Annotated in this window: 18 protein-coding genes and 1 riboswitch; of the genes, 1 reads left to right on the top strand and 17 read right to left on the bottom strand. The window is 40.3% G+C overall.

Annotated elements, in window-relative coordinates; translation table 11 throughout:
* Window positions 1-676: 676 nt before the first annotated feature.
* The 9 genes from racE to M3182_RS17900 form a co-directional block, all read right to left on the bottom strand.
* A complete protein-coding gene (racE, locus tag M3182_RS17940) occupies window positions 677-1,471 on the bottom strand; it encodes a glutamate racemase (RefSeq protein ID WP_251559343.1) in 795 nt (264 codons plus the stop codon).
* Window positions 1,472-1,481: 10 nt separating this feature from the next.
* Window positions 1,482-1,940, bottom strand: a complete 459-nt coding sequence (locus M3182_RS17935; RefSeq protein ID WP_251431164.1) for a MarR family winged helix-turn-helix transcriptional regulator — start codon at window positions 1,938-1,940, stop codon at window positions 1,482-1,484.
* A 159-nt stretch (window positions 1,941-2,099) separates the two neighbouring features.
* Window positions 2,100-2,324, bottom strand: a complete 225-nt coding sequence (gene gerE / locus M3182_RS17930) for a spore germination transcription factor GerE (RefSeq protein WP_101593148.1) — start codon at window positions 2,322-2,324, stop codon at window positions 2,100-2,102.
* Window positions 2,325-2,459: 135 nt separating this feature from the next.
* Window positions 2,460-2,927 carry an acyl-CoA thioesterase gene (locus tag M3182_RS17925; protein WP_251559341.1) on the bottom strand — a complete coding sequence of 156 codons (468 nt, stop codon included), beginning with the start codon at window positions 2,925-2,927 and terminating at the stop codon, window positions 2,460-2,462.
* 130 nt (window positions 2,928-3,057) lie between these two features.
* On the bottom strand, window positions 3,058-3,639 hold the full coding sequence (locus M3182_RS17920) for a class D sortase (RefSeq protein WP_251559340.1): 582 nt from the start codon (window positions 3,637-3,639) through the stop codon (window positions 3,058-3,060).
* A gap of 278 nt (window positions 3,640-3,917) precedes the next feature.
* Entirely contained in the window at window positions 3,918-5,564 is a 1,647-nt protein-coding gene (ggt, locus tag M3182_RS17915; RefSeq protein ID WP_251559337.1) for a gamma-glutamyltransferase, read from the bottom strand.
* A 161-nt stretch (window positions 5,565-5,725) separates the two neighbouring features.
* Entirely contained in the window at window positions 5,726-6,484 is a 759-nt protein-coding gene (gene sdhB, locus M3182_RS17910) for a succinate dehydrogenase iron-sulfur subunit (RefSeq protein ID WP_251431151.1), read from the bottom strand.
* A gap of 20 nt (window positions 6,485-6,504) precedes the next feature.
* The gene (gene sdhA, locus M3182_RS17905) at window positions 6,505-8,256 is read right to left on the bottom strand and encodes a succinate dehydrogenase flavoprotein subunit (RefSeq protein WP_251431148.1); all 1,752 of its coding nucleotides are present in this window, start codon (window positions 8,254-8,256) and stop codon (window positions 6,505-6,507) included.
* A 58-nt stretch (window positions 8,257-8,314) separates the two neighbouring features.
* A complete protein-coding gene (locus M3182_RS17900) occupies window positions 8,315-8,923 on the bottom strand; it encodes a succinate dehydrogenase cytochrome b558 subunit (RefSeq protein WP_251431145.1) in 609 nt (202 codons plus the stop codon).
* Between the two features lie 436 nt (window positions 8,924-9,359).
* Between M3182_RS17900 and M3182_RS17895 the strand changes: the two genes are divergently transcribed.
* Window positions 9,360-9,815, top strand: a complete 456-nt coding sequence (locus M3182_RS17895) for a YslB family protein (RefSeq protein WP_251431142.1) — start codon at window positions 9,360-9,362, stop codon at window positions 9,813-9,815.
* A gap of 224 nt (window positions 9,816-10,039) precedes the next feature.
* Here the strand turns inward: M3182_RS17895 and M3182_RS17890 are convergent, their stop codons facing one another.
* From M3182_RS17890 to M3182_RS17855, 8 genes are all read right to left on the bottom strand, one after another.
* The gene (locus tag M3182_RS17890) at window positions 10,040-11,269 is read right to left on the bottom strand and encodes an aspartate kinase (RefSeq protein WP_251559335.1); all 1,230 of its coding nucleotides are present in this window, start codon (window positions 11,267-11,269) and stop codon (window positions 10,040-10,042) included.
* Window positions 11,270-11,404: 135 nt separating this feature from the next.
* A riboswitch (Lysine riboswitch) is annotated at window positions 11,405-11,585 on the bottom strand.
* 65 nt (window positions 11,586-11,650) lie between these two features.
* The gene (gene uvrC, locus M3182_RS17885; RefSeq protein WP_251559333.1) at window positions 11,651-13,423 is read right to left on the bottom strand and encodes an excinuclease ABC subunit UvrC; all 1,773 of its coding nucleotides are present in this window, start codon (window positions 13,421-13,423) and stop codon (window positions 11,651-11,653) included.
* A 187-nt stretch (window positions 13,424-13,610) separates the two neighbouring features.
* On the bottom strand, window positions 13,611-13,925 hold the full coding sequence (trxA, locus tag M3182_RS17880; RefSeq protein ID WP_251431131.1) for a thioredoxin: 315 nt from the start codon (window positions 13,923-13,925) through the stop codon (window positions 13,611-13,613).
* 160 nt (window positions 13,926-14,085) lie between these two features.
* Entirely contained in the window at window positions 14,086-15,063 is a 978-nt protein-coding gene (locus M3182_RS17875) for an electron transfer flavoprotein subunit alpha/FixB family protein (RefSeq protein ID WP_251559332.1), read from the bottom strand.
* A gap of 38 nt (window positions 15,064-15,101) precedes the next feature.
* Complete coding sequence (locus tag M3182_RS17870; RefSeq protein ID WP_251431125.1) at window positions 15,102-15,875, bottom strand: electron transfer flavoprotein subunit beta/FixA family protein; 774 nt, start codon at window positions 15,873-15,875, stop codon at window positions 15,102-15,104.
* A 75-nt stretch (window positions 15,876-15,950) separates the two neighbouring features.
* A complete protein-coding gene (locus tag M3182_RS17865; protein WP_251559330.1) occupies window positions 15,951-16,721 on the bottom strand; it encodes an enoyl-CoA hydratase in 771 nt (256 codons plus the stop codon).
* A 65-nt stretch (window positions 16,722-16,786) separates the two neighbouring features.
* Complete coding sequence (fadR, locus tag M3182_RS17860; protein ID WP_251431119.1) at window positions 16,787-17,383, bottom strand: fatty acid metabolism transcriptional regulator FadR; 597 nt, start codon at window positions 17,381-17,383, stop codon at window positions 16,787-16,789.
* Window positions 17,384-17,556: 173 nt separating this feature from the next.
* Entirely contained in the window at window positions 17,557-19,257 is a 1,701-nt protein-coding gene (locus M3182_RS17855) for a long-chain-fatty-acid--CoA ligase (RefSeq protein WP_251559328.1), read from the bottom strand.
* Window positions 19,258-19,300 lie beyond the last annotated feature (43 nt).

The following is a 19,300-nucleotide window of genomic DNA, read 5'->3' as shown; positions in this document are numbered from 1 at the left end:
CTCTTTTTTCAGCAGCGACGGGCATCGAGGAACACTCTCGATTACCGGTGAACACTTTTTTCAGCGGCGACGGGCACCGAGGAACACTCTCGATTACCGGTGAACACTTTTTTCAGCGGCGACGGGCACCGAGGAACACTCTCAGTTACCGTTGACCTCTTTCTCCTGATCCAACGGTAATCGAGGAACACTCTCGATTACCGTCGACCTCTTTCTCCTGATCCAACGGGCATCGAGGAACACTCTCGATTACCGTCGACCTCTTTTTTCGGCGCCGACGGGCATCGAGGAACACTCTCAGTTACCGTCGACCTCTCTCTCCTGCTCCAATGGGCATCGAGGAACACTCTCGATTACCGTCGACCTCTTTCTCCTGCTCCAACGGGCATCGAGGAACACTCTCAGTTACCGTCGGCCTCTTTCTCCTGCTCCAACGGGCATCGAGGAACACTCTCGATTACTGGTGACCACTTTTTTCAGCGGCGACGGGCATCGAGGAACACTCTCGATTACCGTCGACCTCTTTTTTCAGCGCCGACGGGCATCGAGGAACACTCTCAGTTACCGTCGACCTCTCTCTCCTGCTCCAACGAGCATCGAGGCGCTCGGTTGATTACCATTTTCAAAGAAATGAGTGCACCCCCAAAAAAAACAAAAAAACCCCAAAACTGGGGTTCTACAACTTCGCCATCTGAATATCCGTAATTGGTCTTTCAAGCCATTGCGAAGCGATATTGGAGAAAATCGTTTTTGATCCGGTTGTATAGAATTGATGGGTAGGTTCTTCGCCGCTTACGTTCAATATACCATTATGGTGCAGTATCGTGCTTACTTCCCGAGCTGTTTCTTCTCCGGAACTGATGACATTGACTCTTTCTCCCATATACTGATTGATTAAAGGCTCTAATAAAGGATAGTGTGTACAACCGAGAATGAGCGTATCTAGCTCAGCGCCTTTCAACGGTTCTAGTGTTTCAGCGACTACTTGTTGCGCCAGGGGTCCATCGTATTCTCCACTTTCGACAAGCGGGACAAATTTTGGACACGCCAAGCTTACAACATTTGTTTTCCGATTAATGGATTTTAGCGCCTGTTTATAGGCATCACTTTTAACGGTACCTTCCGTCCCAATCACGCCAATTTGATAATTATTCGTTACTTTAATCGCGGTGCGAGCACCCGGGTGAATCACGCCTATAACAGGAATTGGTAGCTCTCGTCGAATTTCTTCGAGTGCCACCGCGGTCGCCGTGTTGCATGCAATCACCAACATTTTAATTTGCTTTTCCATTAAAAATTGTGTAATTTCCCAAGTAAACTTTAAAACTTCTTCTGGTGTTCTCGGACCATATGGACAACGTGCCGTATCTCCTAGGTAAATAATTTGTTCATGTGGTAGTTGACGCATGACTTCCTTTGCCACCGTTAAACCACCAACACCTGAATCTATTATTCCGATTGGTCTGTTCAAAAATCTCGCCTCATTCTTTACGCATATCTTGATGTAATTTTGCTAGGTTTTCTTTTAGTTTCTCGATTTCCTCTTCGGTAAAATCAACTAAGACGTCCTGTAAGTAGAGTTGCCGTTTCTTAATAACTTCATCAATAATCCGTTTGCCTTCATCTAGTAAATGAATCCGAACAACTCGACGGTCATTTTCATCTTTCACTCGCACAACAAGATTATTTTTTTCCATCCGATCGACAAGGTCGGTAGTAGTACTAAATGCCAAGTACATTTTATTAGACAACTCGCCAATGGTCATATCTCCATCTTCAAATAGCCATTGCAATGCAATGAACTGTGGAGGAGTAATCGTGTAATTGCTTAAGATTTCGCGACCTTTTTGTTTAATAATTCCTGAGATGTATCGTAAGTCTTTTTCAATGTCTGCAAACAAATCTGTATTTTTCTCTTTTTGGGCATCTTCGAGTTTCATTTTTTAAACATCTCCTAAACTCTATCAGTGCCCTTATTTTCTATGATTTTCAGGATAATTTCAAGAAAGAATTGCAACCAGTCGGAAAAGAGTGGCTCCCATTCTTTCTTGCTGAAAAAATTGATAACCGACCATCCCGATTAGGATGGCCGGTCTAACTCAAAGTTCTAGCTCTCCCATTCGAAGGAGCTCTACAACTGCTTGTGATCGCCCCTTTACGCCTAGCTTTTGCATAGCGTTAGAAATATGATTTCGAACCGTTTTTTCGCTAATAAACAATTCGCCAGCTATTTCCTTTGTTGTTTTGTCTTGTACTAACAGTTCGAATACTTCTCTTTCTCGTTTGGTGAGTAATGGCTTGTGAGTGAATTCATTCTCCTTCAAGTATTGTAACCCTCCTTGCCTTCGCCAGCTGTGAACTGCGGGGTGGGTATATTTTAGTCACCATATCTTATGTAAAGGCTTAAGCCAAAGTGACTACAATTCCGAAAAGGAGTTCATTTTAGTGAAATATGGGCATTATTTGTTGACGATTTCTCGTTTTTCTAGTAATAAAGCCTTCATTTCCCTACTCCAAGGAAAGCCTCGACCAGTTTGTTTCGCAATTTGAACAATTGTTCCTCTTCCTGTTAAGCAGATCGTACCATCTGTTTTCTTTCCCATGTAATGAATATCCGCCGAGGACGTACCAACGGAATTCGCTTTTACATAGATTTTTATTTCTTCATCAAAATAAATTTGTTTTACAAAGTCGCATTGTAAATCGGCTGCAACAGGGATTGTTTCACTTTCTGGCTGAAGCCATTTTTGCATAAGCCCCTTGCTTTTTAAAAATTCGACCCTTGCCTGTTCAAAATAAACAAACGGGACAGTATTATTTAAATGCCCAAACAAATCGGTTTCTGAAAAGCGTACCGTTACTGGATAAAAAAAGTGGAATTCTTGCTCCCACTTGACTATATCGTCAATATACTCCATCTTTCCCACGGTGGTTCCTCCTTTAGATGTTGCTTACCAGCAAATGAATGAGTATTCACTCACTATCTTCTATTATAATTCTCTAAACAAATCTTTTAAACTAGAAACAACAAAACCCAAGTGGGGTCTCCCACCTGGGTTACTTGTCTACCCTTTTAGCATATATGATATACCGATCAGGTGCATCACCTATGTAGCCAAAAGGATAGCAGGTTGTCAAAATTAACTCTTCTTCATCATTTTGGAGCGTAATGATACTAGTATCATTTGCATCTACTATTTTAGTATGCGTGATTTCGTATTGGTATTTTCCATAAGGCATTTGCACTTCTAAAATATCGGTAAGTTCTAACTCCCCTAGCTTTCGAAAGACAGTATCCCTGTGACCAGATAGCACAATTTGACCATTTTCATCAGGGTAAAAAGAGTTTTTATAATGGCCCACGCCTTTTTTTAAATCATCTGGGTCCGTTCCTTCAACAATTCCTAATTCCGCGTTGATTTTTGGTATAGAAAGCAATCCAGTAGTTTCTCCTTGATTAGGTGAATACCGCCCTTGAGGCTTCTCTGGAACTTTAGCTTCTGCTTGTACCATCGCCTTAGCTTCTTTTAAAGAATGATTTGTTTGGACTTTTGTTTCTACAAATTGCTTTAAACCTATACCGATAAAAACAATCCCGATGATAATGATAAAAACTGGTAACAGGTTTTTCTTTTTCAATAGAACTCAACTCCGATAGATTCTATATCATTTCTATTATAGCAAGGAAGCCCATTATAAAGACAGTTTCCAACCCGAAAGTTTCTTATTTCAAGGCTCTTTTCTCAAACTTTGTTGCTCTCAACTAAAATACGACTGAACGAGCTAGGTTTCACTAAAAAATACCTTCATCCAAGAGAAAAGAGCTTCCTAACATAATTTTCAGCTTACAAAATGACGATTACTGCGTTAAAATCGGATTTGAATTTTAACAACTATCTTTACGAAAATAGCCTTTTTTAATAACCAAGTGCAGCACCATCACCGCGAGGGTCGGCTCCAGCCCATTTAACATTGGTTGTTGGATTTACAAAAATAGCACCAGCATGACCCATGATGTCGTTAAAATCGTCAACCATTTCGACTGGATGCCCCAATTCAGCTAACTTTGTAGTAACTTTAGACGGAATTCGTCCCTCAATTTTTAAACTGTTCGAACTGGCACCCCATGTTCGTCCATATAACCATCTTGGCGCTTCAATTGCTTGTTGTACATCATAGCCATAGTCAATGATTCGCGTAACAAGCGCTGCTTGAGTTTGCGGTTGACCTTCCCCTCCCATCGTTCCATAAACAAGGTATGGTTGCTGATTTTTAAATAACATCGCTGGATTTAAGGTATGAAAAGTACGCTTTTTCGGCTGAAGGCAGTTTATGTTCGCTGCATCAAGTGAAAAATAACTTCCTCGATTCTGAAGCAAGACACCGGTCCCTTTTGGAATAATCCCTGAACCAAAGTCATGATAGATACTTTGGATAAAGGAAACCGCATTTCCCTCTTTATCGACAACCCCCATCCAAACAGTATCACCTTTTGGATCAAGTTGTTTTTCTAATCCGTATACTGAGTCAAACTGAATTTGTTCGGCCAGTTCCAGCCCTCGTTCCTTAGATAACAGCGCCTCTACAGGAATGTTTGCAAATTTTGGGTCTGTTAACCATTTATCGCGATCACGGAATGCTTGCTTTGTGGCTTCCACTAACAAATGATAGTACGTGGACGAGCCTTCCTCAATCGCCCCGATTTCAAACTGATTTAAGATATTTAAAATAGATAAAGACGCCATCCCTTGTGTATTAGGTGGTAAGTTATATGCAGTGAATCCTCGGTAGTCTACCGAAATGGGGTCAATCCAATCGGAAATATGACTTTGAAAATCTTGCTTTGTTAGAACCCCACCATTTTCCTGAAGATCCGCTACCATTCGCGCAGCTAATTCACCTTGATAAAAGAACTTGCTGCCTCCTTTCGCAATTCCTTCTAAAGTTAATGCTAAATCAGGTTGTTTCATGATGTCTCCTGGGTTATAACACAAACCATTTTGTTTCAAGAACACTTTACAGAACTCATCAAACCTTTGGAGGTTACGAAACTCATAATCCTCCTCATTTAAATTAACATTCGTCCAGTAAGCCTGACTTGATGTGACCGGAAATCCCTCTTTCGCATATGCGATTGCCTGCTCTAATAATTCTCCCCATGCATAATTTCCAGCCATTTCTTGTTTTGAAAAGTTGAAGGCTTCATTCCAACCCGCAATTGCTCCAGGCACAGTGTTTGCTGATAAATAACCACGTGCAGGGATTTTCAGATTGAAGCCTTTTTCTTTGTAAAATGCAATCGTCGCATTCTCCCCTGAGCGGCCACTACTGTTTAGGACTGTTATTTCCTTTGTTCTCGCATTATAAATCAACCAAAAATTGTCGCCTCCTATGCTGTTCATATGTGGATAGACAACAGCAATAGTTGAAGCAGCGGCAATCATTGCTTCTACTGCATTACCTCCATTTTGCAGAACCTTCATTCCCGCTTGCGAAGCCAGATAATGCGGCGCGGTGATGGCTCCATTTTGAGCCATCGTTGGTGCCCGAAATGTTTTATTCATCTTCCCCCACTCCCTTTCTACAGACTCTATACAAGTTCGCCCCTCCTATGACCTTCTCCTTCAACGTATGAACCTCATTAGAAAGAACCGCACTGATTAAAAGTAGACTTTTTATGCAAAAAAAAAGCCTCTCTCCACAATGGAAAGAGGACATGTTTTTATTAAACTTGGTCACTTCCGAAGAAGTTTTTAAATGCTTGAATGCTAGTGTCACGGTTTAGAGCCGCAATTGAAGTTGTCAATGGAATACCTTTTGGACAAGATTGAACACAGTTTTGTGAGTTCCCACAGTTCGCAAGTCCTCCGTCTCCCATAATCGCTTCAAGGCGTTCTGCTCTATTCATTTCACCAGTTGGATGAGCATTGAAAAGACGCACTTGGGAAAGTGGTGCTGGACCAATGAAATCAGATTTGCTGTTTACATTTGGACAAGCTTCTAGGCACACTCCACATGTCATACATTTAGAAAGTTCATAAGCCCATTGACGTTTTCTTTCTGGCATACGTGGTCCTGGTCCAAGGTCGTATGTGCCATCGATTGGAATCCATGCTTTTACACGCTTTAAAGAGTCGAACATTCTACTTCTATCTACTTGAAGGTCACGAATAATCGGGAATGTTGCCATCGGTGCAAGTCTAATTGGTTGCTCTAATTGATCAACAAGAGCGGAACAAGACTGCCGTGGTTTTCCATTTATGACCATTGAACAAGCTCCACATACTTCCTCAAGACAGTTCATATCCCAGGAAATAGGTGTTGTTTTTTCCCCTTTTGCATTGACTGGATTTCGGCGAATTTCCATTAGAGCTGAAATTACGTTCATACCAGGTCGATAGTCTAAAACAAATTCTTCCTCATAAGGGGTTGAATCCGGTGTGTCCTGACGAGTGATGATAAAACGGACTTTATTTTCAGCCATGCCTTCTTTTTCTCCCCTTTCTAGTGCTTCTTCGTATAATCACGCTTACGCGGTTTGATTAGTGAAACATCGATCTCTTCATAATGGAAAGCAGGTGCAGATTGTCCATCTACAAACTTCGCCATTGTTGTCTTTAGGAATTCCTCATCGTTACGCTCTGGGAATTCAGGCTTATAGTGAGCTCCACGGCTTTCATTCCGGTTATAAGCACCAATTGTAATAACACGTGCAAGTTGAAGCATGTTTTGAAGTTGACGAGTAAACGTCGCACCTTGGTTACTCCATTTCGCCGTATCATTGATATTGATATTTTTATAACGCTCCATTAACTCAACAATCTTCTCATCTGTCTTAAGTAAACGATCATTGTAACGAACAACCGTTACATTATCTGTCATCCATTCACCTAGCTCTTTATGAAGAACGTAGGCATTCTCTGTACCATCCAAGGACATGATGTTGTCCCATTTTTCTTGTTCTTGTTTCACATAACGATCAAATACAGAAGAAGAAACTGCATCAGAACTCTTCTCTAATCCGTTGATGTATTCAACCGCTTTTGGTCCGGCTACCATTCCACCATACATAGCGGATAATAAGGAGTTCGCTCCTAAACGGTTCGCACCATGCTGAGAATAATCACATTCTCCGGCAGCAAATAAACCAGGGATGTTAGTCATTTGATCATAATCAACCCATAATCCACCCATTGAGTAATGAACCGCAGGGAAGATCTTCATTGGTACTTTACGCGGGTCATCTCCAACGAATTTTTCATAAATTTCAATGATGCCACCAAGCTTGATATCCAATTCCTTCGGATCTTTGTGAGAAAGGTCAAGGAATACCATGTTTTCACCATTCACACCAAGCTTCTGGTTCACACAGACATCGAAAATTTCACGGGTTGCAATATCCCGGGGAACAAGGTTTCCATATGCAGGATATTTTTCTTCAAGGAAGTACCAAGGCTTCCCATCCTTATATGTCCATACACGTCCACCTTCACCACGTGCAGATTCACTCATAAGACGAAGTTTGTCATCTCCAGGAATCGCAGTAGGGTGAATCTGGATCATTTCACCGTTTGCATAATAAGCACCTTGTTGGTAAACAATAGATGCAGCAGAACCTGTATTGATTACAGAGTTCGTAGATTTACCAAAGATGATCCCAGGACCACCAGTTGCCATGATAACCGCATCTGCTGAGAATGATTTGATTTCCATTGTCTTTAAGTCCTGAGCGACAATACCGCGAGCGACACCGTCATCATCTAAGACAACTCCAAGGAATTCCCAACCTTCATACTTTGTGACAAGTCCAGCCACTTCGTGACGACGAACTTGCTCATCCAATGCGTACAGCAACTGCTGACCAGTTGTTGCACCCGCGAATGCAGTACGGTGATGCTGTGTTCCACCGAAGCGACGGAAATCTAGAAGACCTTCTGGAGTACGGTTAAACATAACACCCATACGGTCCATTAAGTGAATGATTCCAGGTGCAGCTTCACACATTGCTTTTACTGGAGGCTGGTTCGCTAAGAAGTCTCCACCGTAAACGGTATCATCAAAGTGAATCCAAGGAGAGTCACCCTCACCTTTTGTGTTTACTGCTCCATTTATACCGCCCTGTGCACAAACAGAGTGGGATCTTTTTACTGGTACAAGTGAAAATAGATCGGCTGTTTTCCCTTGTTCAGCTATTTTAATAGTAGCCATTAAGCCCGCAAGGCCTCCGCCTACTACTATAATATTTCCTTTACTCATCGTGACTCACTCCTCAATACTAAGTCGACTGCTAGTTCTGTAGAATAATAGATACGAATTAAACGAATGCAAAGAGTGTACTAACTCCAATATATGAAAGAATCACAAACACAGCGATTGTAAAATAGGTTGCAATCACCTGGGAACGAGGTGTAACGGTAATTCCCCAGCTAACCATGAATGACCATAATCCATTAGCAAAATGGAAAATAGCTGCAATTATTCCAATTACATAAAACGCAAACATAAATGGTGAAGATAAAATATTTTCCATCATATCAAAATTAACTTCAGCACCAAATGCTTTTGCGATACGTGTTTCCCAAACATGCCAAGCAATAAAAATTAAAGTGATAACTCCAGTCCAACGTTGAAGCTTAAACATCCAGTTCCGGAAATATCCAAATCTACTAGTATTGTTTTTCGCAGTAAATGCGATATAAATACCGTAAACTGCATGGAATAAAATAGGTAAGTAAATAACGAATACTTCCAGAAAGATTAGGAATGGAAGACTCTCCATAAAGTGCGTTGCACCGTTATAAGCTTCCTCTCCTCTGGTGGCGAAGTTGTTGATCACAAGGTGCATGATTACGAATAATCCAATCGGAATTACTCCAAGCAAGGAATGTAGTCTTCGCCAGTAAAACTCTTGATTTTTTGCCATTATGTATACCCCCCTTTGAAAAATAAAAGTGATGTCTAGGCTGTAAAATGTTATTGAAAATTCAACCTTTACATCGTAGAAAAATAATAAACATTTCTTACAATATTGTGACAAGTCCATTTTACTCCTCAAAGGATAGACCGTCAAGAAAACGGATACAGAAAAAATACTTATATAAAGAAAATTTCTAATCGTTTTCTTTTCTCAATATTCTACACAATTTGGGCGAGTTTTTCCATATACTGATATATCAAGATAATATTCACTGTTTTGGAAGCGTTTTAATTGTCTAAAACTTTCTGAATCCCGCATATCCTAATAACCTATTCGGTAATACTATTCAAGCTTGATACCTAGAAAAAAATTTAAAACAGCGACGAATTTATCATTAATTTTCCTCATAATTTGTTTATAATAGAATCATAGAAAGAGGGGAATGAATTTGAGCGAATTACAGGCTTCTGAAAAATATCCTGATAGCCCACAACCTAACGTTTCCCTATTCGGGTACGAATTAATCCGTGATATCTTGCTGAAAGAGCTTTTAGGAAAAGATGAACCAGAGATCCTTTATTGGGCCGGGAAAAAACTTGCCCGCAAATTTCCACTTTACAATCTAGACGAAATCATCGCCTTCTTTCATGAAGCAGATTGGGGCATTCTTACCATTAAGGAAGAGAAACGTCGTGAAATCCACTTAACTTTATCCGGAGACTTGGTTGCCAACCGCTTACAAAAAGACAACCAAGCAACGTTCCAACTTGAAGCTGGCTTCTTAGCTCAACAACTCGAAATTCAAAAAAAGGTTGTTGCTGAAGCATTTGAACACCCAAATAAACGATCCGGCAGGGTTCAGTTTACCCTCAAATGGGACAAAAATGATCATACTTAGATAAAAAGCTTTCAATGAAATCCATTGAAAGCTTTTTATCTTTTTAAATGGTTCTTTTCTCAAACTTTGTTGCCTTTGAAACGAAGATACAGAAAGGTTTCATTAATGAGAAAAGAGCTGGCAAACTAATTAAACATTCGAAATGGCTACGATTACGTTAAAATCGGGTTTAAGCTTTTAACAACAATCGTTACAAAAACAGCCTTTTACATTCAAATTCTTTCTTACGCGCTCACGGCCACTTTCGCTAGTTCAAATGCATCATGAAGTGCCTCGACCGCGCTAACCATTTGTTCATCAGACACGACAGTCGAAACCTTTATTTCTGATGTACTCACCATTTTCACTTGGATCCCTTCACCCGCTAAAACTTCAAACATCTTTGCCGCAACACCTGGATTTGAGATCATCCCTGCGCCAACAATTGAAACCTTCGAGAGACCTGTTTCTGATTCAATATGCTCGTAATTCAACAAACCTTTATTTTCCTCAAGTACCTCCAGTGTTTCTGCTAGATCACTGCTTTTAATTGAAAAGGAAATATTGGCTTTGTCCGTTCCTGTTCCACTTTGAATGATGATATCGACATTAATATGATGGTTTGCTAGTGTAGTAAAGATCGTTGGTAAACTTGCAATCGAGTTATCAAGTCCAATAATGGATACTCTTGTAATTTGATCCTCAAATGCAATCCCGCGTACAATTAAATTCTGTTCCATTGAAATTTCCTCCTCAATAAGCGTTCCTCGTTCAACTTCCATACTCGAGCGCACTTCAAGTGTCACTCCATAATTTTTCGCAAATTCAACCGCCCGTGGATGAAGAACACCCGCCCCTAAATTGGCCAGTTCTAACATCTCATCGTAAGAGATTCCTAATAGCTTGCGGGCTCCTTTTACATATCGAGGATCGGTTGTATAGACTCCCGTTACGTCCGTATAAATGTCACACTTATCAGCATCTAAAGCCGCAGCAAGCGCGACAGCCGTTGTATCCGAACCACCTCGGCCTAACGTTGTAATCTCGCCTTCCTCCGTTAGCCCTTGGAAACCAGCCACTACAACAATTCTGCCTTCAGCTAAATCTTTCTTAATTCTTTCAGTCTTAATATCGAGAATGCGAGCATTTCCATGTACAGGTTCTGTTACCATTCCTGCTTGCCAGCCTGTATAAGAAATCGCATCATACCCTTTTTGTTGTAAGGCAAGTGCCAACAATGAAATCGTCACTTGTTCCCCCGTTGTTAACAGCATATCCATCTCCCTTTTACTAGGGGAAGTGGAGATTTGCTGCGCCATATCTACTAAGTGATCTGTCGTTTTCCCCATCGCCGAGACAACGACAACGACATCATTTCCATTTTCCTTTTCTTCCGCAACGCGATTAGCAACATTTTGAATTTTTTCAACATCTGCAACGGATGTACCGCCAAACTTTTGCACAATCAGTCCCATTTTCATTCCTTCTTCCTGTTGATTGATGGCTGTTCATGCGTCTTTTATGTAACATTCGCTTTTTTCTCCTAAAAATAGAAAAAAGCAATGAGAATATCTCATTGCTGTGGATACGTAACAATCTATACGTTTACACAGTGAGATAGCCCTCCAAGACACAATCATCTTGACAATCCTACATTTCTTCAATGCAGGACCAGCAAGGAAAGTTTATGAGTTCTTTCCTCACTTCGGCGAACAACCCTTTCAACACCCTTCAATGAATCTCATCATTCTCCAGGTATCTACTCTTGAGGTCCGCACCTCTATCTTCACTTTATCGTTCTAAAGTGATTTATTGAATTGCGTTCATTATAGCAAAGGATTTTTAAATTGACAATATTAATCCGTTAACTTTTTTTGTAACTCTTCCGCAACTTTTGCTGGTAATCCAGCTTCTTTCAGTTCGTCAAGGCTGGCCTCTCGCATCTTTTTCACGGAACCAAATTGTTTTAATAAGGTTTTTTTTCGTTTTTCTCCAATCCCTGGAATCTCATCAAGCAAGGACTGAAATGCATTTTTCCCTCGAACCTGGCGATGGAAAGTAATTGCAAACCGGTGGACTTCATCTTGTATCCGTTGCAATAAATAAAATTCTTGACTGTTTCTCGGAAGGGGAATAACTTCAAGTGGGTTTCCGTATAAAAGTTGAGAAGTTCGGTGTTTCTCATCTTTTGCAAGTCCTGCAAGCGGAATATCTAACCCAAGTTCATTTTCAAGTACATCCCTCGCTGCCTCGATATGACCTTTCCCACCATCAATAATAATTAAATCTGCAAGTGGAAGTCCTTCCTTTAACACTCTCGTATATCTTCTTCTAACAACTTCGCGCATGGATTCATAATCATCGGGTCCTTCGACTGTCTTGATTTTGTATTTTCGGTATTCTCGTTTAGCCGGTTTGCCATCGACAAATACGACCATTGCTGAAACAGGATTGGTTCCCTGAATATTGGAGTTATCATAGGCCTCAATTCTGTGTGGCGTATAAATGCCCATATGATTTCCTAGACTTTCAACGGCTTTAATTGAACGTTCCTCATCCCGTTCAATTAGTGAAAACTTTTCTTTCAAAGCAATTTGTGCATTTTTAATCGCTAGTTTAACGAGGTCCTTTTTCTGTCCTCGTTGTGGCTTGAGAACCTTAACTGATAACAATTCCTCAACGATATCCTTGTCCACTGTATCCGGTATAAGCATTTCCTTCGGTTTAAAATGCTCTTCTTTCGAATAAAACTGGCCGAGAAACGTTAGAATTTCTTCCTCGGGTTCATTGTAGATTGGGAACATTGATACCTCACGTTCGATTAATTTCCCTTGCCGAATGAAAAAGACTTGTACACACATCCAGCCTTTATCCACCGCGTAGCCAAACACATCCCGATCTGTAAAATCTGTCATTGTCATTTTTTGTTTTTCCATCGTTGCTTCGATATGAGCAATTTTATCGCGGTAATCTTTTGCACGTTCAAAATCTAATTCTTCAGCAGCCGCCGTCATTCGCTCAGCTAGCTCATGTTTGATTTCTTTATAGCCCCCATTTAAAAAACGGGTAATTTCATCAGTCATTTTTTTATATTCCTGTTCTGCCACTTCATTCACACATGGAGCCAAACATTGACCCAAATGATAGTAAAGACAAACTCGATCAGGAAGCGTAGCACACTTGCGGAGAGGATAGATTCGATCAAGAAGTTTCTTTGTTTCATTTGCCGCTTGAACATTTGGATAAGGTCCAAAATATTTGCCTTTATCTTTTTTTACCTTACGGGTAATGATCAAGCGTGGATGACGTTCTGCCGTTAATTTAATAAACGGATAACTTTTATCATCCTTTAACATGATATTGTATTTAGGATCGTATTTTTTGATGAGGTTGATTTCAAGGACTAACGCTTCAATATTCGAGGAAGTAACAATGTATTCAAAATCCTCTATTTCATTTACGAGGCGTAGTGTTTTTCCATCATGCGAACCAGTAAAATAGGACCGCACTCTGTTTTTGAGAATCTTTGCTTTGCCGACATAAATAACCGTCCCTTGCCGATCTTTCATTAAATAACAACCAGGTTGATCAGGCAAAAGCGCTAATTTATTTTTAATGTTTTGATTCATGCAGGTCACACCTCCTACTAAAAAGCATGATGCTCGTCGAGCAATTGTTTTGTGTAGTGATTCTTGTTTTAAGGAGTCATTTCCAGATATATAAAAAAATGAATATAAAATTATTCACTCTGTATCTCTAAAAAACTTACTGAAAAACCGGCGGGATTTTCCCGCCGGTTCATTATTGCATTTTTTATTATACGTGTTTGTTAAGAAGTTCAGCAAGTGCTTCTTTTGGTTGGAATCCAACCACTTTATCAACAACTTCGCCTTCTTTTAAGACTAGAAGAGTTGGGATGCTCATGATGCCAAATTTTGCTGCAGTTTCTTGGTTTTCATCAACGTCAACCTTAACGATTTTCACTTGATCGCCCATATCAGCATCTAATTCTTCTAGTACAGGTGCAATCATTTTACAAGGTCCGCACCAAGTTGCCCAAAAGTCAACTAAGACTGTACCTGAACCTGTTTCAGAAGTGAAAGTCTGGTCTGTTGCATGTGAAATAGCCATATAAAATTCCTCCTATTACAATACTTAAGGTCAGTATATCACCGTTTCAAAAGTGACGCTATTTTTTTGTTTCATTGTTATTTTACCCTTGGTTTAAACGAAGTATCCCTGAAAAGCAAAAGGTGAGGAGCAATCCTCACCTTCGATTAGAAGCTATATTTTAAGAATGAACCTTTAACTTCTTGAATTCTTCTGTAAGCATTGGAACGACTTCAAACAAATCGCCAACGATTCCGTAATCGGCTACCTTAAAGATGTTTGCTTCAGGATCTTTGTTGATAGCAACGATTACTTTTGAGTTTGACATACCTGCAAGGTGCTGAATCGCTCCAGAAATTCCGCAAGCGATATAAAGGTCTGGCGTAACAACCTTACCAGTTTGCCCAATTTGAAGCGAGTAATCACAATATTCAGCGTCACATGCACCACGGGAAGCTCCGACAGCACCGCCAAGTACATTAGCTAGTTCTTTAAGCGGTTCAAAACCTTCTTCGCTCTTGACTCCACGTCCACCAGCAACTACGACTTTCGCTTCAGAAAGGTCAACCCCTTCAGTTGCTTTACGAACTACTTCCTTAATGACAGTACGAAGGTCCTTAATATCTACAGATAATGTAGAAACATCACCTGAACGGCTTTCATCTTTTTCAAGTGGAGCGATATTATTAGGACGTACTGTTGCAAAAACCAATCCGTCTGTAACAATTTTCTTTTCAAACGCCTTACCAGAATAGATTGGGCGTGTGAACACTAAGTTTCCACCTGCTTCTTCAACCGCAGTCGAATCAGAAATTAATCCTGAGTTTAACTTGCTCGCAATTTTTGGAGCCAAGTCTTTTCCTAAAGCTGTGTGCCCTAAAACAAGACCTTCAGGATCTTCTTCATTGATAACAGCCATCAATGCTTGAGAGTAGCCATCTGTTGTATATTGTGCAAGCTTATCACTTTCAACAACAACAACGCGATCTGCTCCAGATTGAATTAACTCTGCTCCAAGTGCACTTACACTTTCTCCTAGTATTACTCCTACAACTTCTCCGCCTTCAGCTACTGTTTTTGCAGCAGCCACTGCTTCGAAAGATACATTTCTAAGTGAACCATCACGTACTTCGCCTAATACTAATACTTTTCTACCCATTTGATTTACCTCCTGCGTATATTCTCGATTATCCGGAATTAGACAACTTTCGCTTCAGAATGAAGTAACTGTACAAGTTCTTTCACTTGATTAGCTAGTTCACCTTCTAGTACTCTTCCAGCTTCTTTTTGAGGCGGAAGGTAAATTTCAATTGTTTTTGTTTTCGCTTCTACATCATCTTCATCAAGATCTAAATCATCCAACTCAAGCTCTTCAAGAGGCTTCTTCTTCGCCTTCATAATTCCTGGTAAGGATGGATAACGCGGCTCGTTTAAACCTTGCTGAGCTGTAACTAATAGTGGAAGGCTCGTCTCAATGACTTCTGAATCCCCCTCAACATCTCTCGTTACTGTTACGTTTGTACCATTAATTTCAAGGTTTGTAATCGTCGTTACGTAAGGAATATCAAGAGCATCTGCTACACGAGGACCAACTTGACCTGAACCGCCATCGATTGCTACGTTTCCAGCAAGAATCAAGTCAACTTCTTTATCTTTTAAATATTCACCAATGATTTTAGCTGTTGTATACTGGTCGCCTTCTTCAAGATCATCTTCAGTATTGATTAGGACAGCTTTGTCCGCTCCCATTGCAAGTGCAGTGCGAAGTTGTTTTTCAGCTTCTTCGTTTCCAACAGAAATAACAGTTACCTCGCCACCATTTGCATCACGAACTTGAATCGCTTCTTCAATTGCATATTCATCATAAGGGTTGATAATAAACTCGGCACCCTCTTCATTGATTTTGCCGCCGGAAATCGCGATCTTTTCTTCAGTATCAAAAGTTCTCTTCATCAAAACGTAGATGTTCATTGTTTCCCCTCCTAGAGTTCTAACATTCATTTTGTTCATAAGATTGAAAAAAATCAAAGTAAAAAAATTTTTACTTTATTTCCCTTTAAATTCGGGTTTACGCTTTTCGAGAAAAGCTGTAATCCCTTCCTTCGCATCTTCGGAGCTAAACACTTCTCCGAATAGCTGAGCCTCTTTTTTCACACCTTCATGAAACTGTCCGGTTTTAGCATAGTTTAATAGATTAAGAGTCGCTTTAACCGAAATAGGGCTTTTAGCCGCCATTTTCTTGGCCAGTATGTAGGCGTTTTCAAGAAGAGCTTCATCGGGGTACGCGTGATTTGCTAAACCAAATTGCACTGCTTCAAGACCGGTAATTGGTTCACTGGTTATCATCATTTCAGCCGCTCTTGCTGTCCCAATATAACGTGGAAGTCGTTGAGTGCCAGCAAAACCAGGGATTAATCCTAGCTGAAGCTCAGGTAAACCTAGTTTGGCATTCTCCGTTACGAGACGAATGTGGCATGCCATTGCCAGTTCAAGTCCACCACCTAATGAAGCACCATGGATTGCGGCGATAATTGGTTTAGGGAACGTTTCCATTCGCTCAAAAACGTCCTGACCATTTTCTGATAGATTGGCAAATCCATTTCCTTCAATTGTGGTAAATTCTTTAATATCAGCACCAGCCGAGAAAAACTTTCCTTCTCCATGAATAAGAAGGACTCTTACTTCATCATTTGTTTCCACTTCATCTAGCACCGTGGAGAGTTCATTGATTAACCCTGACGAAAGAGCATTCGCAGGAGGTCGGTTTATCGTGATCGTTGCGACCTTATCCTCAATAGACCATTTTAGATATTCCACCTTTTCCCCTCCTTTTTATTCGCTTCCTACGCCAATCACTAAGGATCAAGCGCAGGAAACGATGATTAGTTATTTGTTGTTTGATAGCCACATCCATTTACAAGCATACGATGCATTGGTTCAGCGAGCTCTAAAAGATTGAATTTTGTATCTCTCATTACCCATGTCGTCACCGTTTCATCAATGGTACCGAAGATCATTTGTCTTGCAAGTCGGACATTTAAATCGCTTCGGAACTCTTTTGTTTCAATGCCCTCAATCACGATCTTATCTATTAGCTTAAGATAACCTTTTAGAACCCCATTAATTTTTTGTCTAAGCTCCTTATTTGATTGCCTTAGCTCAAGCTGCGTGACAATAGCAAGGTGTTGGTCCTCGGCGACCCACTCTAAATGTGATTCTACCAACATTAATAACTTCTCTACTGCTGTTGTTTTTCCTGCTATTTTACCTTCAATAATTTCAATAAAATTCCCCATTTTTTCCTGGAAGAGAGAGATTAATATATCTTCTTTATTCCTAAAATATAGGTAGATCGTTCCATCGGCTACTCCAGCCTGTTTTGCAATTTTTGAAACCTGTGCTTGATGATAACCGTTTTCTGCAATAACAATCACGGCTGCGTCAATAATTTGACGGTATTTCGGTTTGTTTTTCTTCATTATCTCACCCCTCTCCTACCAGGAGACCTTCAACTGCCTATTTTCATCACCTTATACGAATGAATGAACCGTCATTCATATTTTCATAATAGTATCTATCATTCTTTCTGTCAAGTCGATTAAACAAGCATGATCAGAATAAAAATTATTTTAAAATCAACCTTATTGTTTTATCAAGCCTGTTTTGTGTCGTCATTCTTTTGTTTCGCTTTTTCTTCATCCACTAGTGTTCTACGCAAAATCTTACCAACAGCTGTTTTTGGAAGTTCATTACGAAATTCATAATACCTTGGAACTTTGTAAGCTGCAAGATGCTTTCGTGCAAATTCATTCAATTCTGCTTCAGTCAAACTACTTCCTTCTTTCGGCACAACATAAGCTTTAACTGTTTCACCACGGTATGGATCAGGTATACCAGCAACAACTACTTCTTGGACCAAATGATGTTCGTATAGAATCTCTTCGACTTCCCGTGGATAGATATTGAAACCCCCAGCAATAATCATATCCTTTTTGCGATCGACAATGTAAAAGTAACCTTCCTCATCCATATAACCTAGGTCTCCCGTTAACAACCAACCGTCTTTAAGTACTTCTGCCGTCTCCTCCGGCCGGTTCCAATAGCCCTTCATAACTTGTGGACCCTTTACAGCTAATTCGCCAATTTCACCCGGCGGCAGGGATTCTCCGTTTTCAAGAGATAGAATGACCGCGTCTGTATCAGGATAAGGAACCCCGATACTTCCTGATACTCTTTTTTGTCCCCAAAGGAAATTAGAATGAGTGACGGGTGATGATTCAGTCAAACCGTATCCTTCGACAAGCTTGCCACCAGTCACTTCCTCGAATTTTTGCTGAACTTCTACCGGTAGTGGGGCGGATCCACTAATGCAAGCCTCAATCGAAGATAAATCGTATTTTTGTAAATCAGGGTGATTTAGTAATCCAATATACATTGTGGGGGCACCCGGGAATAGCGTTGGTCTCTGCTTCTCAATTGTTTTCAGCATCGTATCGACATCAAATTTCGGAATCAAAACCATTTTTTGCGCTTGAAGGACTGATAAAATCATTACCGTTGTCATTCCATAAACATGGAAGAATGGTAAAACTCCTAAAACCGTTTCTTTACCAGGTTTCGATTTATATAACCATGCCGCACACATCTTTGTGTTTGATACAAGGTTTTTATGAGTAAGCATGACCCCTTTAGGAAATCCAGTAGTACCTCCAGTATATTGCAACAACGCCAAGTCTTCGTTTACATCATAATTATATTCTACCAATTCTTTTTGGGGTTGTTTTAAAATCGTCGGGAGCAAATGATTCGAGGCTTCGTGTGCAACATTCACCAATATTCCAGTCTGTTTTTTCTGTATATATGGATAGATGAGGTTCTTCGGAAATGGCAGGAAATCCTTGATAGCGGTTACAATAATGTGTTGCAAATCTGTTTGGGCTTTGACTTTCGAGATCCGTGGATAGAGAATATCTAACGACAGGATGGCTTTGGCCCCTGAGTCTTTCATTTGATATTCTAACTCACGCTCTGTATAAAGTGGGTTCGTCTGAACGACAATCGCACCTGCCATCAATACACCAAAATAACCAATTACAGCTGCTGGCATATTCGGAAGCATTATCGCTACCCGATCTCCTTTTTCAATCCCAATCGATTGCAAATAACCGGCGAATTTTCTTGCTTGTTCAGATAATTGCCGATAGGTCATTTCTTTTCCCATAAAGTGAATGGCGATTTTTTCTGGGTAATCTTTCGCTGTTTGTTTAAGGTATTCTTGGACAGGGATTTCCTCCATCTCTAAGGTCTTAGGTATTTCAGCCGGATACTGTTCCAACCAAGGTCTCTCGATCATCGTAATCCCCCTTTTATAATTCAGAATATTTACATATTTATTT

This window comes from Mesobacillus maritimus, assembly GCF_023715205.1.
Classification (GTDB): Bacteria; Bacillota; Bacilli; order Bacillales; family Cytobacillaceae; genus Mesobacillus_B; species Mesobacillus_B maritimus_C.
This window is presented reverse-complemented; position numbering and strand designations above follow the sequence as displayed.

Excerpts from the sequence above, each read along its gene's own strand:
- M3182_RS17935 (WP_251431164.1), bottom strand. The coding sequence starts at position 1,940 with ATGAAACTCGAAGATGCCCAAAAAGAGAAAAATACAGATTTGTTTGCA.
- ggt (WP_251559337.1), bottom strand. The coding sequence starts at position 5,564 with ATGAATAAAACATTTCGGGCACCAACGATGGCTCAAAATGGAGCCATC.
- sdhB (WP_251431151.1), bottom strand. The coding sequence starts at position 6,484 with ATGGCTGAAAATAAAGTCCGTTTTATCATCACTCGTCAGGACACACCG.
- sdhA (WP_251431148.1), bottom strand. The coding sequence starts at position 8,256 with ATGAGTAAAGGAAATATTATAGTAGTAGGCGGAGGCCTTGCGGGCTTA.
- M3182_RS17900 (WP_251431145.1), bottom strand. The coding sequence starts at position 8,923 with ATGGCAAAAAATCAAGAGTTTTACTGGCGAAGACTACATTCCTTGCTT.
- M3182_RS17895 (WP_251431142.1), top strand. The coding sequence starts at position 9,360 with ATGAATTTGAGCGAATTACAGGCTTCTGAAAAATATCCTGATAGCCCA.
- M3182_RS17890 (WP_251559335.1), bottom strand. The coding sequence starts at position 11,269 with ATGGGACTGATTGTGCAAAAGTTTGGCGGTACATCCGTTGCAGATGTT.
- uvrC (WP_251559333.1), bottom strand. The coding sequence starts at position 13,423 with ATGAATCAAAACATTAAAAATAAATTAGCGCTTTTGCCTGATCAACCT.
- trxA (WP_251431131.1), bottom strand. The coding sequence starts at position 13,925 with ATGGCTATTTCACATGCAACAGACCAGACTTTCACTTCTGAAACAGGT.
- M3182_RS17875 (WP_251559332.1), bottom strand. The coding sequence starts at position 15,063 with ATGGGTAGAAAAGTATTAGTATTAGGCGAAGTACGTGATGGTTCACTT.
- M3182_RS17870 (WP_251431125.1), bottom strand. The coding sequence starts at position 15,875 with ATGAACATCTACGTTTTGATGAAGAGAACTTTTGATACTGAAGAAAAG.
- fadR (WP_251431119.1), bottom strand. The coding sequence starts at position 17,383 with ATGAAGAAAAACAAACCGAAATACCGTCAAATTATTGACGCAGCCGTG.
- M3182_RS17855 (WP_251559328.1), bottom strand. The coding sequence starts at position 19,257 with ATGATCGAGAGACCTTGGTTGGAACAGTATCCGGCTGAAATACCTAAG.